Source organism: Candidatus Competibacter phosphatis (genome assembly GCF_012939995.1).
In the GTDB taxonomy this organism is placed as follows: Bacteria; Pseudomonadota; Gammaproteobacteria; order Competibacterales; family Competibacteraceae; genus Competibacter; species Competibacter phosphatis.
Map to the genome: position 1 here is coordinate 37,050 of NZ_SPMZ01000025.1, position 18,546 is coordinate 55,595.

Genomic DNA, 18,546 nt, shown 5'->3' on the forward strand with positions numbered 1-18,546 from the left:
TGTGTGCTGTGAAGAAGATTAAAACCAACTCCGACTTTGTTGCCAGATAGCTTCCAGTTCCCACGCAAGCGCCCACAGAGGTGCCGGGAGTGCTGCTTTGATTAAGCTGCTGAAGAGCGCCGATAGTGGTGAAGAGGAACCGGACGAGCCGTTTTCGGTTCTCGTCGTGGACGATGAACTCGGTCTTCTGACCAGTCTCAAACGGTTGCTTGAAACCCATGGTTATGTGGTTGCGGTGGCCGTCAGCGGCACGGCGGCCTTGACGCAGCTGGCCAAGAATCGCTACGACTTGCTGGTGCTGGACCTGGGGATGCCGGGAATCGGGGGCGCGGCGGTATTGGATTTTACGATCGAGCGCTGCCTGGACATGGCGGTGATCGTGATCAGCGGTACCACCTCGGTGGTCGAAGCAACCGCCGCCATGCGTCGGGGCGCCATCGATTATCTGCGCAAACCGTTTGGTCCGGATGAATTGCTGGCCAGCATTGCCAACGCGACCCGCAAGCTGCAACTGGAGCGGGCCAACCGGTTGATGCGCGACCGCGTCGAGGTATCCGAACGTCTGCATCGCTTCCTGGTCAACAATTCTCCCGATCTCATTTTCATGTTAGATGTGGAGGGGCGTTTCTCCTATCTCAACAAGCGGGTGGAAACGCTGCTCGGTTTCGGAGCCGATGCGTTGGTGCGGCAACCTCTGGCCTGTTTGGTGGCTCCGCCGGATCGGGACAAGGTGGCGACGCTATTGCACCGTTTGGCTGCGGGAGTGACGGAACCTCAACTTGCGGAGTGGCATTTTCTCCGCCAAGAGGCTTTCCATCACGACCGCCCGACCCTGGATCTTTTTATGATCGCCGAGGTGACCGCTTTTCCGATCATTTCTGGGAACGGTTCGGAATCCCGCTTCACCGGTAGTTATCTGGTGGCTCGCGATGTCACTAGTCGCCGCCGAGCCGAGGAAGCCTTGCGCCAAGCCAGCGCCCGTTTGGAACATGTGGTCAGCGCCAGCCCAGCGGTCATCTATTCTCGTGATCCCCATTCCAGTCGACCGCTCAACTTCATCAGCTCCAACGTAAACGATCTACTGGGCTATCGGGCGGAAGATCTGCTTGCCGACGAGCACCTGTGGGAACATCTGGTGCATCCGGAGGATCGCTCGCGCTTCAAGCGCAGCCAGAGCTGCGAGGATGAGTACGTCCAGACCAGTTGCGAATACCGCTTGCGCCACCGCGAGGGCGGTTGGCGCTGGATTCGGGATACCGTGCGTCTGATCCGCGATAGCGAAGGCTATCCCGTGGAACTGGTGGGCTCGTGGCTGGACAACACCGAAGCGCAACTGCTTTCCGAGCAGCTCAGCCATCAGGCCAACCACGACTCGCTCACCGAATTGCCCAACCGCCGCGCGTTCGAGCGGCGCTTGCAGCAAGCTTTGGAATGCAGTCGCGCGCAGAATGTCGAGCACGCCCTTTTCTACCTCGATCTGGACCAGTTCAAGATCATCAACGACACCTGCGGGCACATGGCCGGCGACGCCCTGCTGCTCCAGCTTTCGCGCATCCTGCAGGCGCGGGTGCGCAGGCAGGACATGTTGGCGCGGTTGGGGGGCGACGAATTCGGGGTGCTCATGGAGTACTGTTCGCTGCAAGACGCCATGCGGCTGGCCAATTCGCTGTGCGGCGCGGTCAGCGATTTTCGCTTTGCCTGGGGCGACAAGACGTTCCATGTGGGGGCAAGCATCGGCGTGGTGTCGATCACCGCCGCCAGCGAGAGTTCCGACAGCGTGCTCAGCGCCGCCGACAGCGCCTGTTACGCCGCCAAGGACGCCGGTCGCAACCGCGCGCACCTCTATACCGAAAACGATATCGAGCTTTCCCGTCGCCAGGGTGAAATGTGCTGGGTGGCGCGCATCAACCAAGCGTTGGAAGAGAACCGCTTCCAACTCGCTTTTCAGCCGATCGTGCCCACCCTGGGCCGGTCCGATGGCCATCACTACGAACTGCTGCTGCGCATGGAGGATGAGATCGGGCAACTGGTGCTGCCGGGTAATTTCCTGCCGGCTGCGGAGCATTATCATCTGGCCGTCAAGCTGGATCGCTGGGTGGTGAGCACGGCGTTGGATTGGTTGTCCGACAATCCCGATCACCTCAGGAACCTGTCGCTATGTTCGATCAATCTGTCCGGCCTTTCCCTCGGCGACGTTCCCTTGTTGGATTATCTGGTGGAGCGCTTGAAGCACCGGCGGAACCTGAGCGGCAAGCTCTGTTTCGAGGTGACCGAAACCGCCGCGATCGCCAACTTCAACAACGCACTGCATTTCATCGGTGCCCTTAAGAGCATCGGCTGCCGCTTCGCCCTCGACGACTTTGGCAGTGGCTTGTCGTCCTTTGCCTATCTCAAGAAACTCCCGGTGGATTTTCTCAAGATCGATGGCGTCTTCGTGGAAGACATCGCCAACGATCCGGTATCCCTGGCCATGGTGAGTTCCATCAACGACGTCGGTCATGTGATGGGCATGGAAACCATCGCCGAGTTCGTGGAAAACGACCAGATCCTGGCCAAACTGCGCGCCATTGGCGTGAACTACGCCCAAGGCTATGGGGTGGGTAAACCGCGTCCGTTGGCGGAACTGGTGGCGTACTGCCCGCAGATCGGCTTGGATCTGCAACATTAGCCGGCCATCGGGCTAGCTGGATGGGCCGCCGCCGGAAATCCCGACGGCGGCCGTCCGTTTACAGGTTGGCCGAACGCCACCAACTGTTGTGTTCGCGGCGCAACGCTTCGTGCGACGGCATCGGGTAGAAAGCCAGATCGTCGCCGTTGCCGATGTAGAAACCGCTCTTGATCATGCGGTACGGAAATTCCAGGGAATGTACCCGATGGACCAACTTGCTTTGCTTGCTGTTGGGTTCCAGCTCCATCAACGCCTCGCGTAGGTGATGCATGAACGAGTAGGGCAGGTCGCCGACCGGCCCGTTTGCGGGGTCGCTCGCCAGCGCGCCCAGGCCGAGTTCGACGAAGCACAATGCGGGGAAGCGAATGAACTTAGCCGGCTTGCTGGTGACGCCCTGGTAGTAGCTCACCGGGTCCTGTGCGCTGACCACCAGACTGTTGACCGGTGCCAGATCCTGGAACATGTGCAGGGTCGGCGCTTCGCGCGGCGCGATCGGGCCTCGCTCCAAACCTAGGGTATGGCCGTAGGCGGTGCTCAGATACAGCTTGCCCAGCGCGTTGATGGGAATGTGTTCCAGTACTCGGTAGATCGAAATGTAAACCGAATTCTTCGGTGCCCCATCCGGATGCGGCACACAGCGCTTGAGCCCATCGTCGATCTCAAAAAAATTCGTTGCGGAAAGCCGGGTCGACCTCGAAAAAGATCGCTTGTCCCTTGGATTTGTATTTGTGGCCGGTCGCGTAATATTGCCCGAACTGTTCCGGTGGCAGCATGGATACGATCAGCGCCTCGGGAATCAGCGAGAAGTACATATAAGCGGTCATGGTCGCGTGCCCTCTTCAAACAAGTCATGGTTTTGATGCGTGCCTCCTTGGAAACCGGCGGATTGCCAGGAAGCATGTTAGGTTTTGGCTTCGATCCGAAGATCATGTTTGCAATTATAGGCGCGACCAACCGTCGCGCGGGTGTCTTTTCACTCCAATATCGGCGTTCGGCGCGAAGAGGTCGGTCATTGGGCCAATTCCCGCTCCAGGGCATCAAGGGTCGTGATCGGCGATCGGCATTCCAGTCCGGTGCAGACGTAGGCAGTTACCGGCGCCGCGCCTGCTCGTCGCTCGACCAGCAAACCGGTGGGGACGGTGGCCGTGGCGGGGATGGCCAGCGTCAGCCGACGCGGGGCGTAAGGCCGGGCGCATCGTTCCCACCACTCCGCCAACGCCTCCGGTTGGCCGCGCAGCACGATCGTTTGCGCCGGTTCGAGAAAATCCTCCAGCGCCGCCAGCAGGGCGTTGCAGGCGTTGGGAATCTGTTCGAGCACAGGCCAAGCCCAACGCAAGGTTCGCTCGGCGGCTTCCAGATAATCCGCCCGACCGGTGAGATGGCCCAGTTTCAACAGCACCTGCGCGGCGATACCGTTGCCGGCCGGCAAGGCGTCGTCGTGGGCTGGCTTGGGCCGCTGGATCAAGGTCTCGTGATCGGTGGCGGTGAAGAAGAAACCGCCCGCTTCCCGGTCCTGGAACTGGTCGAGCAGCACTTCGGCCAAGGCCAGCGCGAAATCCAGATCGCCATCCCGCCAACGGCATTGCAGTAGTTCCAGAATGCCGTCGATCAGAAAGGCGTAGTCGTCCAGATAGGCGTTCAGGCGTGCCTGACCGTCCTTGTGGGCCGCCAACAGCCGACCGTCCCGCCACAGCCGGGCGCGGATGAAATCCAGGGCACGCTCCGCCGAGGCCACGAACTCGGCCCGCCCGAGATGACGGCCGGCGATGGCCATGCCGCGAATCGTCAGGCCGTTCCAGGCGGTCAGGATTTTCTCGTCGCGGCCCGGCCAGATGCGTTGCGAGCGGGCTTCGAGCAGCTTGCGCCGGGCGGCGGCCAGCCATTCATCGACCTGCTCCGGCGCGACCGCCAAGCGGCTGGCCAGTTCGGACGGCTCGGCGATCCGCCGCGGATGCCAGGCGTGATTCTCGAAATTGGGCGGTTGCTCCAAGCCATGACAGACGGCGAAGGCGACGTATTCCTCGGTGCTCAGCAGCTCGCGGACCTGGTCGGGAGTCCATAGGTAAAATTTGCCTTCCTCGCCCTCGGAGTCGGCATCGAGCGTGGCGTAGTAGCCGCCGGCCGGGTCCTGCATTTCCCGCAGCAGCCAGGCACCGGTTTCCTCGGCGGCCGTGCGGAACAGTGGGTCCTGGGTCGCTTGCCATGCCTGGGCGTACAGCGCCAACAATGGACCATTGTCGTACAGCATCTTCTCGAAATGGGGAATTTGCCATTCGGCATCGACCGAATAGCGGTAGAAACCGCCGCCCAGGTGATCGTAAATACCGCCCAGCGCCATTTTTCGCAGGGTGGACAGCACGGCGGTTTCCGCCGGTCGGTCCGGTTCGACGCCCTGGACACTGGCGGCCCAGCACCGCAGCAGATGTTCCAGACTGGTGGGATGCGGGAACTTGGGGGCGCCACCGAAGCCGCCGTGCATTGGATCGAAGCTGTGGATCAGCGCGTCCCGTGCCGCCCGCAATGGCGCGTCGTTCAACACCGCCGCGTCGGCTGCGGCGGGCGCGGCGATTTCGGCGCGCAGGGCATCCAGCAGGGCCTGGTTCTGTTGGCGGAGTTCCGGTTGATGCTGGCGGTAATGGGTGCTGACCCGGCGCAAGATGTCGGTAAAGGCCGGCATCCCGTAGCGGGGCGTCTTGGGGAAATAGGTGCCGCCGACGAAGGGTACATGATCGTCGTGGGTCAGAAACATCGTCAGCGGCCAGCCGCCGGCCCGCCGGTGCAGCATCTGAAAGGCGGTTTGGTAAATTTTGTCGAGGTCGGGCCGCTCTTCCCGGTCCACCTTGATGTTAACGAACAATTCGTTCATCACTTGGGCGGTGGCCTCATCCTCGAAGGATTCGTGGGCCATGACGTGGCACCAGTGGCAGGCCGAATAGCCGATGGATAGCAGAATCGGCTTGCCTTCGCGGCGGGCACGGTCGAGCGCTTCCTCGCCCCAGGGATACCAATCCACGGGGTTGTGGGCATGCTGGCGCAGATAGGGGCTGGTTTCGTGAATGAGGCGGTTGCTGTGCGGCTGTTCGGTCATGGCGGATTTCCGAGGGCGAGACGGTGAGCGGCGATTCTTCATGAGTGGCTTGCGAACCCCAATAGGTTCCCAGCGACTTGCAAGCGCTCTCCGGCATGGAACAGCGTGCCATCGTTCCCAACTCGAATGATACATTTATAATGTAATGTCGCTTCCAAAAGCAGAGTACCCCTTATGCTTCTCCTGACCACCGAACAAGTCATCGCTCTGGCCCCGGATGCCGCCTCGGTGAAAGCCGCGCGGGGTTTGGCGCGGCCCGGGAAATGGCCAACGGTCGGGCAAAACGACCAGGCGCTGTGGGGCGAATGCAAGGGTAGCGCCCTCTATCAGGTCTGCGTCGATCCGACCGAACCCGCGTTCAAATGCACCTGCCCCAGCCGCAAGTTTCCCTGCAAGCACGCACTGGGACTATTGCTGTTCGCCGCCACCCAACCCGACGTGGTTTCCGTTGGCGAGCCGCCCGTCTGGTTGAGCGAATGGCTGGCCAAACGGGAGCAAACCGCCCGCCGTAAGGCCGCCAGGGCCGGCGCCGACAGCGACCTCGACCCGGAACAGCAGGCCAAGCGAGCGGCGGCCAAGGATAAGCGAGTCGCCGAACGGCAGCGCAAGGTCGAGATCGGACTGGAGGAACTGGAGCGCTGGCTGCGCGATCTGGTCCGGCAGGGGCTGGCCCACGCCCAGCAACAATCCGCCCGTTACTGGGACGGCATGGCCGAACGCTTGTGGGACGCGCAGGCGCGAGGATTGGCCAACTGGCTGCGGGAGCTGGCCAGCATTCCGGCCAGCGGCGAAGGTTGGGGTGAACGCCTGCTGGCGCAACTGGGGTCGCTGTATCTGCTGCTGGAGGGCCACCGCCGGCTCGATGTCCTGCCGGAACCATTGCGGGCCGACATTCGCTCCCGCATCGGCTGGAGCTGGCAGGAGGCGGATTTGCCGGCGGACGCTTGGTTGCGCGATCGCTGGTTGCTGGTCGGTCAGCGCGGCTACGAGGAAGAACAGATGCGGGTGCGGCGCAGTTGGTTGTGGAGCCGGCATCATGATCGACTGGCACTGGTGCTGGACTTCGCCCATCAGAGCCAGCCCATGCCGCCCATGGCCGCGCCGGGAAGCTGGCTGGAGGCGGAACTCGGTTTTTTCCCCAGCGAATATCCGCAACGGGCTTTATTGCGTCATGCCGTCGCCGTCGAAGATCAGGAAATGCCCACTGGATTGGCCGATGGCGCGGCGCTGCTGGACCGCTATGCCGCGGCGCTGGCCCGGCAACCTTGGCTGGCGGTGTTGCCGGCGGCCGTGGCCGAGGCTCTGCCGGTGCGGCGCGAGTCCGATACCTGGTTCCTGCGCGACGCCGCCGCGAAGCTGCTGCCGTGTCATCCCGGCTTCATCGAGACTTGGCGCTTGTTGGCCTGTAGCGGTGGATCGCCCCTGACCGTGTTCGGCGAATGGAACGGCCAGCAATTCTGGCCACTGAGTAGCTGGAGCGATGGCCAGCTCACGGCCTTTTGACGGAGGCACGACGATGGCATGGCGGGAACTGGTGACTTGCGCCCTGCTGGGCACCGAACGGCAAGCCCCGTCCGTTGCCGGCGACGAAGACGCGCTGGGGCAGGTACTTGGCCGGCTGGATGAGGACGACCGCGAAGGCGCGCTGCTGCGCGCGGCGGGCGTGGTGGCGTTATGGCGGCGGGCGGGGCGGCGGCTCGCCGACGATCCTCAGTCTCCACCCCCACCCTGCGAACCGGATGCCGCGCCCGGTTGCGGTCGCTTGGCTTGCCAGCATCTCGCCCTGCTGCTGCAAGGTCACGACTCGGAACTGCTGCCGGAATGGTTGGAAGCGCTGGGCGCGGCCGGACGGCGCGTGCCCGAGGAATGGCTGCCGGCGCTGCTGGATGTCGGGGCGAAACAGACCGCGCTCCGCCCGGCGTTGTTGCCGGTGCTGGGTCGGCGCGGGCACTGGTTGGCCCGGCACAATTCGGACTGGAGCTACGCCATCGGGACCATTGACGAGACCATTTGGCAAACCGGCCGTTTCGAGGAACGGCTGGCCTTGCTGCACCAGTTACGAGCGTTTCAGCCGGAACGAGGGCGAGAACTGCTGGCCGCGACCTGGGGCGAGGAGTTGGTCCGCCACCGGCGCGAATTCATCCTGGTGCTGGCCACTGGGCTGAATCCGGCCGACGAACCGTTACTGGAAATCGCGCTCGACGACCGCAACAGCGAAGTCGCTCGCGCCGCCGCCGATCTGCTGGCGCGCTTGCCGCAATCCAGACTGAGCCGGGAACTGACCGCGCGAGCCTTGCGGCTGCTGCGGTTTCAACCCGCCGGTCTGCTGAAGCGCGACCGCCTGGAAGCGGACTTGCCGGAGGACGAGCCCGTGCTGCGCCGCGACGGCATCACCGATCCGCCCTCTAACGTGAAACTGGGCGAGAAAGCTTGGCGGCTCAGCCAGATCGTCGCCGCGACGCCGCCAGCGACCTGGTGTCGGGAGTGGCGGCGAACCCCGGCGGAAATTCTGGCCGCCAGCCGCGATTGCGAGTGGCGGCATGCCTTGCTGGACGGATGGGTGCTGGCGACGCAACGGCATCGCGACGCCGACTGGGCGGAAGCCTTGCTGCCGCTCCATCCCGACCACGCCACCTTGACCGCCACCCTGGCCGACGTTCTGCCGCCGGCGCGATTCGAGGCTTATGTGCTGACACTGTTGCGCGAGGCTTCGGGCGGCGGCCGGGCATCGGCGCTGGTGGTGTTGAGTCACGTCGAACGGCTCTGGAGCGTCGAACTGAGTCGGGCGGTACTGGAACAGGTCCGCCAGCGAATCCGCCAGGACAAACAGCCGGATTGGTGGTTGGCCAGCGCCTTGCGCGGTTTCGCCCGCTGGCTGCCGCCGGAATTCAGCGAGGAAGCCGCCGCCGGCTGGCCGACCGAATCCCGACAATGGTCGCAATGGGAAACCGCCGTGAACGAGTTTCTCGACCGGCTACGCTTTCGGCGGGCGATGCGGGAAGCCATCGCACAATAGGCTCAAACCTTTCATCGGGAATCCATACTTCATGAGCACCCTGCTACGAGAACACGCGGAACAGCAGTTCGCCGAGGAACTGCACGTACTGGCCGAGACCGACCGGCACCCTCGGCCGCCCAACTGGCATTTGTCGCCGCGAGCGGTAACGATGTATCTGCTGGGCGGTACCCTGGACAGCGGTTTCGCCGTCACCCCCAAATACATCGGTAACCGCCGGCTGATGGAAGTCGCCGTCGCCACGCTGGCCACCGACCGCGCCCTGTTGCTGCTGGGCGTGCCCGGCACCGCCAAGACCTGGGTGTCGGAACATCTGGCGGCGGCGATCTCCGGTGACTCCACCGCGCTGGTGCAGGGCACCGCCGGTACCGGTGAGGATGCCATCCGTTATGGTTGGAACTATGCGCGCCTGCTGGCCGAAGGCCCGTCGCTGGCGGCATTGGTCCCCAGTCCGGTCATGCGCGCCATGCAAGACGGCAGCATTGCCCGGGTCGAGGAGCTGACCCGCATTCCTTCCGACGTGCAGGATGCGCTGATCACCGTGCTGTCCGAGAAAACCCTGCCGATCCCGGAACTGGATACCGAAGTGCAGGCGTTGAAAGGCTTCAACCTGATCGCCACCGCCAACGACCGCGACCGGGGGGGTCAACGAACTGTCCAGCGCCCTGAAGCGGCGTTTCAACACCGTGGTGCTGCCGACCCCGGATACCTTGGAAGAGGAAGTCGAGATCGTCCAGCAGCGGGTGGCCGCGCTGGGCCGGGCCTTGGAGTTGCCGGCCGAAGCGCCGGCGCTGGAGGAAATCCGCCGGCTGGTGACCATCTTCCGCGAACTGCGCGCCGGGGTGACGCTGGACGGCAAGGCCAAGCTGAAATCGCCCAGCGGCGCCCTGAGCGTGGCCGAGGCGATTTCGGTGCTGAACAACGGCCTGGCGCTGGCGGCGCATTTCGGCGACGGGCGTTTGCAGGCCGGTGATCTCGCTTCCAGCCTGATCGGCGCGGTGGTCAAGGACCCGGTGCAGGATGCCATCGTCTGGCGCGAGTATCTGGAAACCATCGTCAAGGAACGCGACGGCTGGAAGGATCTCTATCGCGCCTGCCGCGACGTCTCGTAACGCGGGCGACCATGAACGACCCCGCGATTTTCGGCATCCGCCATCATGGACCGGGTTCGGCGCGCAGCGTGCTGAAGGCGCTGGCGGAGCTGCGACCGGATCTGATTCTGGTCGAAGGTCCGCCCGACGCCCAAGGCGTGCTGCCGCTGGCCGCCGACCCCGACATGAAACCGCCGGTGGCGCTGCTGCTGTACGATCCCACCGAACCGCGTCGCGCCGTCTACTATCCCTTCGCCGAATTCTCCCCGGAATGGCAGGCGATCCGCCACGGCTTGCAAAACGACATCCCGGTGCGCCTCATGGATCTGCCACAGGCGATCCGCTTGGCGCTGGAAAGCGAAGCGGAATCGGCGGCGGAACCTGTCGAGCCGATGGACGAGGCCGCCACTTCCGAATCTCCAGCAGTCACCCTCGCGGAAGAAAACGGTGACGAGACGACCGAGAACGATACGGAGGACAGCACTGCCGCGTTGCCCGACCTGCACCGCGATCCATTGCGCTGGGTCGCCGAAGCGGCCGGTTACGGCGACGGCGAGCGCTGGTGGGAGCATCTGGTCGAGCAGCGTCAGGACAGCCGCGAACTGTTCCAGGCGATTCGAGAACTGATGACGGCATTGCGGACCGAGGCCGACGCCCAGTCGCCATCGGAAGAAGAGGAGCAACGACGCGAAGCGGCGATGCGGGTCCAGTTGCGCGTGGCGCGCAAGGAGGGATTCGAACGCATTGCCGTCATCTGCGGCGCTTGGCACGTCCCGGCCCTGTGCGACTTGCCGCCGGCCCGCGAGGACAATGCCCGCCTCAAGGGATTGCCCAAGCGCAAACTGGCCGCGACCTGGGTGCCGTGGACGCATGGCCGCTTGACCCATGCCAGCGGCTACGGCGCGGGGGTTGAGGCGCCGGGGTTTTATCAACACCTGTGGGACAGCGCCGGCGAGCCGACCAGCCGCTGGTTGGCGCGCATCGCTCAACTGCTGCGCCAGCACGATCTGATCGCATCCACCGCCAGCGTGATCGAAGCGGCGCGGCTGGCCGAGGCGCTGGCCGCCCTGCGCGACCGGCCCCGGCCGACGCTGGAGGAGTTGAATGAGGCGGCGCTGGCCGTGCTCTGCCACGGAGAGGCCGCGCCGCTGCGGCTGATCGAGGAACAACTGACCATCGGCGAACGGCTGGGCGAAGTACCCGATAGGACGCCGATGTTGCCGTTGCAGCAGGATATGCAGCGTCAGCAGAAACGGCTGCGGTTGCCACCGGAGGCCGGGCAGCGTCTGTTGGAACTCGATCTGCGCAAGCCGAACGATCTGGAGCGCAGTCAACTGCTGCACCGCTTGAACCTGCTCGATATTTCCTGGGGGAAGGCCGAACGCGCCAGCGGCAAGGGCACCTTCAAGGAGCACTGGCGACTGCAATGGCAGCCGGAACTGGCGGTGGCGGTAATCGAAGCCAACCTGTGGGGCAACACCGTGCTGGACGCCGCCACCGTTCGTGCCCGCGATCTGGCCCAACGCAGCGAGCAATTGAGCCCGCTGACCGATCTGGTCGAAAAAACCCTGCTGGCCGAACTGCCGGACGCCATCAGCCAGGTCATGGATCGCCTGCAAAACGTCGCCGCGCTGACCAGCGACATCCCGCACCTGATGGATAGCCTGCCGGCACTGGCGCGGGTATTGCGCTACGGCAATGTCCGGCAGACCGATGCCGGGCTGGTTGGGCATGTGGTCGACGGGCTGATCACCCGTGTCGCCATCGGTCTCCCGGCCGCTTGCGGTTCGCTGGACGACGAGGCGGCGGAGGTAATGTTCGACAAGCTGCGGGTCATGAATACCGCCATCGGTTTGTTGCAAAACCCGGAACAGGCCGCTATCTGGCGGGACGCGCTGGCTAAACTGGCCGATCAGGCGGGATTGCACGGACTGCTGGCCGGTTACGCCTGCCGGCTGCTGTTCGAACAGGAGGTGCTGTCGCCGCCGGAAACCGCTCGGCGCATGGGGCTGGCGCTATCCCCGGTCGGCGAACCAGCCCAGGCGGCGGCCTGGCTGGAAGGTTTCCTGCACGGTAGCGGATTGTTACTGCTGCATAACGAGATGCTGTGGGGGATTCTGGACGCTTGGGTAAGCAGCCTGCCCGGTGAGGCGTTTACCCAATTGCTGCCGCTGTTGCGCCGCACTTTCGCCAGCTTCCCCGCGCCCGAACGGCGCCAGATCGGCGAACGGGTCAAGCACGGCGGCGCGGCGCGGACCGCCATCGCGGCTGAAACCGAGGTGGATGCGGCGCGGGCGGACCGGGTGCTGCCCGTGGCGGCGCGATTGTTGGGCTTGGTCTGAACGAATCGAGCGCGGCATCGTCGCGAATAGCCGTGACGGAAGCAAACGTCGTCATCGTCTACAGTTATCAGCACAACCCAACGACTACCTATATAACCCTGCGGGACGTGCGGCAACGATGAGTGGCGAGCTGAGCTGTTTCAAGGCGTATGACATTCGCGGGCGGATTCCCGACGAACTGAACGAAGATCTGGCTTATCGCATTGGCCGAGCCTATGCCGCTTTTCTCCAGCCACGCCGAGTGGCGGTCGGTCACGACGTGCGCTTGACCAGCCCGGCGTTGAGCGCGGCGCTGGCCAAGGGTTTGCTGGACGGTGGCGCGGAGGTCTGGGACATCGGGCTGTGCGGCACCGAGGAAATCTATTTCGCGACTTTTCATTACCGGCTCGACGGCGGCATCATGGTGACCGCCAGCCATAATCCGATGGATTACAACGGCATGAAGCTGGTGCGCGAGCAGGCCAAGCCGATCAGCGGTGACAGCGGGTTGTTCGCCATCCGCGATCTGGCCGCCGATGCCGAATTCGCGGTTGCCAACCGCCGCCACCAGTTGCTGCGGCGCGAGAGCAAGAATGCCTATGTCCATCACCTGCTGAGTTATCTCGAAGGTGCCGCGCTCCAACCGTTGAAGATCGTGGTCAACGCCGGCAACGGCGGCGCCGGCTCGATCATCGATGCCCTGGAGCCGCACTTGCCATTCCAATTCGTCAAAATCCACCACGAGCCGGATGGTACCTTCCCGCACGGTATTCCCAATCCCCTGCTGCCGGAATGCCGGGATGCCACGGCACAGGCGGTGCGTGAACATCGGGCCGACCTGGGGTTGGCCTGGGACGGCGATTTCGACCGCTGTTTCTTCTTCGATGAAGCGGGCCGTTTCATCGAGGGTTATTATCTGGTCGGACTGTTGGCGGAAACCCTGTTGATCCGACATCCCGGCGCCAAGATCATCCACGACCCCCGGTTGACCTGGAATACCCTGGATGTGGTCTGTTCCGCCGGCGGTGTGCCGGTCCAGAACAAAACCGGCCATGCTTTCATGAAGGAAGGGATGCGGCGGGAAGGCGCGTTGTACGGCGGCGAAATGAGCGCCCATCACTATTTCCGCCCCTTCGCCTACTGCGATAGCGGCATGATCCCGTGGCTGCTGGTCGCCGAGCGACTCTGTCGCTCCGGCCAGCCGCTATCGGCGCTGGTGAACCAGCGCATGCAGTCCTTCCCATGTAGCGGCGAGATCAATTTTCGGGTCAACGACGCCCCGGCCACGATCCAGAAAATTCTGGCCGCTTATGCACCCCTGATGCCGGTGGTGGACGAAACCGACGGCGTCAGCGTCGAATTCGCCGACTGGCGGTTCAACCTGCGCTGTTCCAACACCGAACCGCTGTTGCGTCTGAACGTTGAAACGCGCGGCGACCCGGAGCTGCTCAACCGGCGCGTCGCCGAACTGCGGAACCTGATCGGAGCGTGATCGCAAGAGCGCGGCGCTGGGTGAGCGCGGGTGAAACCCCGCAAGACCGAATCGTCGGATCGAGCCTTATCCCGGAGCTTCGAGATCCAGACCGGTTTTCCACGACTATGTTTATAGCCAATCATTATTGGGATTACGGTTTTTTATGCTGGAAAATAGAGTCCTACCTCAACCAATACTCTCATCATTCCATCCGAAACGAACGCCATGATTCATCTGACCGAGCCTCACGGAGGCGTCCTCAAGGAACTTTATCTCAGCGTCGAGGACGCGGCTCCGTTCAAGGCCAAGGCCCAGGACTATCCATCCTGGGATTTGACGCCACGCCAGCTTTGCGATCTGGAACTGTTGTTGAACGGCAGCTTCTCGCCGCTGGACGGCTTTCTGAATCGGGCCGATTACCAGCGAGTGGTCGAGGACATGCGGCTGGCTGACGGCACGCTATGGCCGATGCCGATCACACTGGACGTGTCCGAGGAGTTTGCCGGCCAGCTCGGTCGCGGCGACCGGGTGGCGCTGCGCGATCCCGAGGGTGTGTTGATCGCGGTGTTGGAGGTGGGCGACGTATGGCAACCGGATCGGCTGCACGAGGCTCGACAGATCTTCGGCGACGCCGACGAGCGACATCCGGGGGTGTTCCACCTGCTGCATCGAACCGGTCCGGTTTATGTCGGTGGCCGGTTGTATGGCATTGAACCGCCCACCCACTACGATTTTCCCCAGTTGCGTGGCTCGCCGCGTGAGTTGCGCGCCAGCTTCGCCAAACTGGGTTGGCAGCGGGTAGTGGCGTTCCAGACCCGTAACCCCATGCATCGCGCCCATCAGGAATTGACCCTGCGCGCCGTCCAGCAGGCCGAGGCCAATCTGCTCATTCATCCCACGGTGGGCCTGACCAAGTCGGGCGACATCGACCATTACTCGCGGGTGCGTTGCTACGAGCATTTGCTGACGACCTATCCCGAACCGACCACCGCGCTGCATCTGCTCAACTTGGCGATGCGGATGGCCGGCCCGCGCGAGGCGTTATGGCACGCCATCATCCGCCAGAACCACGGATGCAGCCATTTCATCGTCGGCCGCGACCACGCCGGCCCTGGTCGGGATCAGTTCGGGCAGGGCTTCTACGAACCCTACGCTGCCCAGCAACTGATTGCCCATCATCAGGACGAACTGGGTATTCGGATGTTGGCGTTTCCAGAAATGGTCTATGTGCGGGAGCGCGCCCAGTACGTTCCGGCGGACGATCTGCGCGCCGGCGAGACGATGCTGACCCTTTCCGGCACCGAATTCCGCCGTCGCTTGCAGGAAGGGCTGGATATCCCCGAATGGTTCTCCTACCCCGAAGTAGTAGCGGAGCTGCGCCGCACCCATCCACCGCGCCGCCAGCAGGGGTTCACGGTGTTCTTCACCGGCCTGTCCGGGTCCGGCAAATCCACCATCGCCAACGCGCTGATGGTCAAATTGCTGGAACTGGGCGGCCGGGCGGTCACGCTGCTGGACGGCGACATCGTTCGCAAGCACCTGTCCAGCGAACTGGGCTTTTCGCGGGAACACCGCAACATCAACATCTTGCGGATCGGTTTCGTGGCCAGCGAGATCACCAAGAACGGCGGCATCGCCCTCTGTGCCCCGATCGCGCCCTACACCGTCACCCGCCGCGAGGTCCGCGAGATGATCGCGCCGCTCGGTGGATTCATCGAGGTCCACGTCGCCACTCCGCTGGAGACCTGCGAGGCCCGTGACCGCAAGGGGTTATACGCCAAGGCCCGATCCGGCGTTCTCAAGGAATTCACTGGGATCAGCGATCCCTACGAAGCGCCCGAGCACCCGGAACTGGTGATCGATACCCGCGATTGCAGCCCCAGCGAGGCGGCTCAACGCATCCTGCTCAAGCTGGAAGGGCTGGGTTACATTCGCGGGCGATCTTCTTGAACACTCACTCTGGATGCCCGGATGGCCGATCGCCGGGCCAATCCAGACCGGTGAACTGGCGAAACGCCTCCGAAGTACGCGGCCCGGCCCGGCCGTCCACCTTCACGAAAAACCCCGGCAGGGTATTCAGAAACCGTTGCAGCGCCTCGATCCAGGGCGAGGCCACGGTTTCGTCGTAATGCAGCAGCGGCCATGCCACCGGTTCGCCGGTCGCGGCGAACTCGATCAGGCCACATTCCGCCAGCCGGCGCAGCAGTACCGCCGCGCCACAGCGCTGGGCGAGGGCGTTCTCGTTCCAGGTATCGTCGGTGACGTACTTGCCTTGGCGGTAGTGGGTGGCGTAATTCCACAGGTAGGGGGAGGGTACTTCGGGATGGTGCAATCGGTAGCCCCAACCACCGCGTCCCTCCAGCATGAACAAGGTCCCGGCAATGCTCCAATCCCGCCATTGATCGAGGTGGTACAGGCGCAAAGCGTCGGCGGCGCTGTCTTCCCAGGTGAACGGCGGTTCACCCTCGACCGGTCGCCCATCCGGCAGGTGCTGGGTACGGTCGGTCAGCGGATCGCCATTGTGCGGGTGAACCTCGAAATCGCAACCGGTATCGGCATGGTGCAGTGCCGCGACCACGAACCAGGGTAGGTTCAAGCGTTCGCCCACGGTTTGGTAGCGCGCCCGTTGCGTGAGCAGGGTTTCCGTCAATGCTTCCACCTCGGCGGCCCGCTCCTCGCGGATCACGCAGGTGGCGAATGCGCGTTGGTAATCGTCGCGCAGTTCATCGGTCAGTACCATGCGGCTCATCGTCAAACCCCATTGCAGTGGGTTGTGGTTTTTTGATGGAGAGTCGCCGCTTCAGGTTAGACGCCGGCGGAGCGCAATGCCAGTTTGACCGCGATCAGCACCCCCAGAATCAACAGCAAGGTCATGATCAGCCCGACCAAAATGTAGTGAATGGGGCGGCCGTGCTGGAAATCCCGCGCGCGGTTTTTCTCGCTTTGCACCCCGAAAAAAGCGGATAGCACGCTCAGGATGATGCTCAGCGGACCGGGAGAAGAGGTGGAGGTGTTGTCGGTCTTGTCGGAATCGGGTTTGGAAGACATCGGGTTCCTCTAAACTTTGCTAAATTAACGACAGTCGCCCTCTGCGTGGCCCTTGCCGTCTTGCTGGGCGAATGCGGTGCTTGCGTCGCGGATTTCGTCGATTTTTCCGGGCTTACCGGATCATCCTTGCCATTATGCCAGTCAAACTGCCCTTGCTGTCAGCGACCGCGCCCGATGCCCCGATCGCCTGGTGGCGAAATCGACCCATCGGTCGCGCGGCGTTTCTGCGCCATGCCGGCGCTGTCGCCAGCCGCTTGCCGCCCGCGCGCTTTATTTTCAATCTGTGCGAGGATCGCTACCTGTTTCTGGTCGCGTTCGCCGCCGTGGGCGCGAACGGACAAACCAGTTTGCTGCCCTCCAGCCGTGCCCACCTGCATCTGCGGGATTTGACCGAGGATTATCCCGACAATTATTCCCTCACGGATGGCGATGTCGAGTCCTGGCTCACCCCGGAGGCGATGGATGGCGACGCGATGCCCGCCGTTCCCGTGTTACCAGCCGACCAAGTAATGGCGATTGCGTTTACCTCCGGCAGTACCGGCCGCGCCAAACCGCATCCGAAACGTTGGGGTGAATTGGTCAGCGGCGCGTGTCAGGCGCGGCAACGCTTCGGCTTCGAACCCGGCATGACCGTCGTCGCGACCGTGCCGGCTCAGCATATGTACGGCCTGGAGACGACGATCATGACCCCGCTGGCCAGTGGTGCCAGTATCCACGCCGGTCGGCCGTTCTTCCCCGAGGACGTGCGCGCGGCCCTGGAATCGGTGCCGCCGCCGCGAGTGCTGGTGACCACCCCCGTCCACCTGCACGCCTGCGTCCAGGCCGAACTGCGTTGGCCGGCAATGGCTTTTTTGATCTCGGCCACCGCGCCGCTGGCGACAACGCTTGCCGGGCGAGCCGAAACCACATTCAGCGTGCCGGTGTTGGAAATCTATGGCTGCACCGAAGCGGGTTCCATTGCCAGCCGTCGCACCCTGGACGGCGAGCGCTGGCGGCTGTACGACGGTTTTTCCCTGCGGGATGGTGTGCTGTCCGGCGCGCACCTACCGGAGCCGGTTCCCCTGAGCGACGAGCTTGAACCCTGCGACAAGGCCGAATTCAGGCTGCTCGGCCGGATTGAGGATCTGGTCAACATTGCCGGCAAGCGCACTTCGCTGGGGTATCTCAATCACCATCTCAACCAGATTGCCGGCGTGATCGAAGGCATGTTTTGGTTGCCGGACGACACCGGAAGCGAGGTTCAGCGGCTCGTGGCCGCAGCCGTCGCGCCGGATTTGAGCGAGCGCCAGATACTTGTCGCCTTGGCCGAGCGCCTCGATCCGGTGTTTCTGCCGCGCCCGCTGCTCAAGGTCGATCGCCTGCCGCGCAACGAAACCGGCAAGGTCACGCGGGATGCCTTGCGGGCGCTCGGTTCGGCCGCGACCGTTCGCCGAGGCCGCTCATGAGTTTCGAACGGCGCGGTCTGATCGCTGCCGATCACCCTGGTCTGGCCGGGCATTTTCCCGGCAACCCGATCGTGCCGGGGGTCGTGCTGCTGGATGAGGTGCTGCGGGCGTTCGCGGCCTGGCGACCGGCCGACCGACCGACAGGCGTCCCACAGGTGAAGTTTCTGGCGCCGCTGCGCCCGGAGCAGCCATTCACGATCCGTCTGAAGGAATCCGGCGGCGATGAGGTCCGCTTCGACTGCCTGGGAGAGGATGGCCGGTTGCTGGCGCGGGGCCATCTGACACTGGCGGGCGATGGAGCGAGCCGGGGCCGTCGGCGATGCGGTTGACGCCCTGCCCGCCGCAAGCGAAATTCGAAAACGCCCTGCTTCGTCAGGGCTGCTTTATGGGCGGTT

At 63.7% G+C, this 18,546-nt stretch carries 13 protein-coding genes and 1 pseudogene; 9 read left to right on the plus strand and 5 right to left on the minus strand.

Annotated elements, in window-relative coordinates:
* The first annotated feature begins 97 nt into the window (after positions 1-97).
* Positions 98-2,668, plus strand: coding sequence for an EAL domain-containing protein (locus E4P82_RS09375; protein ID WP_169248633.1), 2,571 nt, complete (start codon positions 98-100; stop codon positions 2,666-2,668).
* Positions 2,669-2,726: 58 nt separating this feature from the next.
* On the opposite strand, the gene E4P82_RS09380 is transcribed toward E4P82_RS09375, so the two are convergent.
* The 3 genes from E4P82_RS09380 to E4P82_RS09385 all read right to left on the minus strand — a co-directional run bounded on the left by E4P82_RS09380 (position 2,727) and on the right by E4P82_RS09385 (position 5,756).
* Positions 2,727-3,302: a hypothetical protein gene (locus E4P82_RS09380; protein ID WP_246327471.1), complete on the minus strand. Its 576-nt coding sequence runs from the start codon at positions 3,300-3,302 to the stop codon at positions 2,727-2,729.
* A gap of 25 nt (positions 3,303-3,327) precedes the next feature.
* Positions 3,328-3,492 (minus strand): hypothetical protein, encoded by a 165-nt coding sequence (locus tag E4P82_RS22010; protein WP_246327472.1) that lies wholly within the window; start codon positions 3,490-3,492, stop codon positions 3,328-3,330.
* 185 nt (positions 3,493-3,677) lie between these two features.
* A complete protein-coding gene (locus tag E4P82_RS09385) occupies positions 3,678-5,756 on the minus strand; it encodes a thioredoxin domain-containing protein (protein ID WP_169248634.1) in 2,079 nt (692 codons plus the stop codon).
* Between the two features lie 174 nt (positions 5,757-5,930).
* Between E4P82_RS09385 and E4P82_RS09390 the strand changes: the two genes are divergently transcribed.
* The 6 genes and pseudogenes from E4P82_RS09390 (at position 5,931) to E4P82_RS09415 (ending at position 15,608) form a co-directional block, all read left to right on the plus strand.
* Positions 5,931-7,259, plus strand: coding sequence for an SWIM zinc finger family protein (locus E4P82_RS09390; RefSeq protein WP_169248635.1), 1,329 nt, complete (start codon positions 5,931-5,933; stop codon positions 7,257-7,259).
* A gap of 13 nt (positions 7,260-7,272) precedes the next feature.
* Positions 7,273-8,772, plus strand: a complete 1,500-nt coding sequence (locus E4P82_RS09395) for a DUF5691 domain-containing protein (RefSeq protein WP_169248636.1) — start codon at positions 7,273-7,275, stop codon at positions 8,770-8,772.
* 31 nt (positions 8,773-8,803) lie between these two features.
* Positions 8,804-9,884: pseudogene (locus tag E4P82_RS09400) on the plus strand (ATP-binding protein).
* 11 nt (positions 9,885-9,895) lie between these two features.
* Positions 9,896-12,205 (plus strand): DUF5682 family protein, encoded by a 2,310-nt coding sequence (locus tag E4P82_RS09405; protein ID WP_169248637.1) that lies wholly within the window; start codon positions 9,896-9,898, stop codon positions 12,203-12,205.
* Between the two features lie 118 nt (positions 12,206-12,323).
* On the plus strand, positions 12,324-13,676 hold the full coding sequence (locus E4P82_RS09410; protein ID WP_169248638.1) for a phosphohexomutase domain-containing protein: 1,353 nt from the start codon (positions 12,324-12,326) through the stop codon (positions 13,674-13,676).
* Positions 13,677-13,886: 210 nt separating this feature from the next.
* Positions 13,887-15,608, plus strand: coding sequence for a bifunctional sulfate adenylyltransferase/adenylylsulfate kinase (locus E4P82_RS09415; RefSeq protein WP_312914570.1), 1,722 nt, complete (start codon positions 13,887-13,889; stop codon positions 15,606-15,608).
* Positions 15,609-15,612: 4 nt separating this feature from the next.
* On the opposite strand, the gene E4P82_RS09420 is transcribed toward E4P82_RS09415, so the two are convergent.
* Positions 15,613-16,398: a hypothetical protein gene (locus tag E4P82_RS09420; protein ID WP_246327473.1), complete on the minus strand. Its 786-nt coding sequence runs from the start codon at positions 16,396-16,398 to the stop codon at positions 15,613-15,615.
* A gap of 65 nt (positions 16,399-16,463) precedes the next feature.
* Positions 16,464-16,706, minus strand: a complete 243-nt coding sequence (locus E4P82_RS09425; protein WP_169248641.1) for a DUF2970 domain-containing protein — start codon at positions 16,704-16,706, stop codon at positions 16,464-16,466.
* Between the two features lie 134 nt (positions 16,707-16,840).
* On the opposite strand from E4P82_RS09425, the gene E4P82_RS09430 reads away from it, so the two are divergent.
* The gene (locus tag E4P82_RS09430; protein WP_169248642.1) at positions 16,841-18,151 is read left to right on the plus strand and encodes an AMP-binding protein; all 1,311 of its coding nucleotides are present in this window, start codon (positions 16,841-16,843) and stop codon (positions 18,149-18,151) included.
* On the plus strand, positions 18,148-18,480 hold the full coding sequence (locus E4P82_RS09435) for an ApeI family dehydratase (protein WP_169248643.1): 333 nt from the start codon (positions 18,148-18,150) through the stop codon (positions 18,478-18,480). The genes E4P82_RS09430 and E4P82_RS09435 overlap by 4 nt, the downstream gene beginning before the upstream one ends.
* Positions 18,481-18,546: the final 66 nt, after the last annotated feature.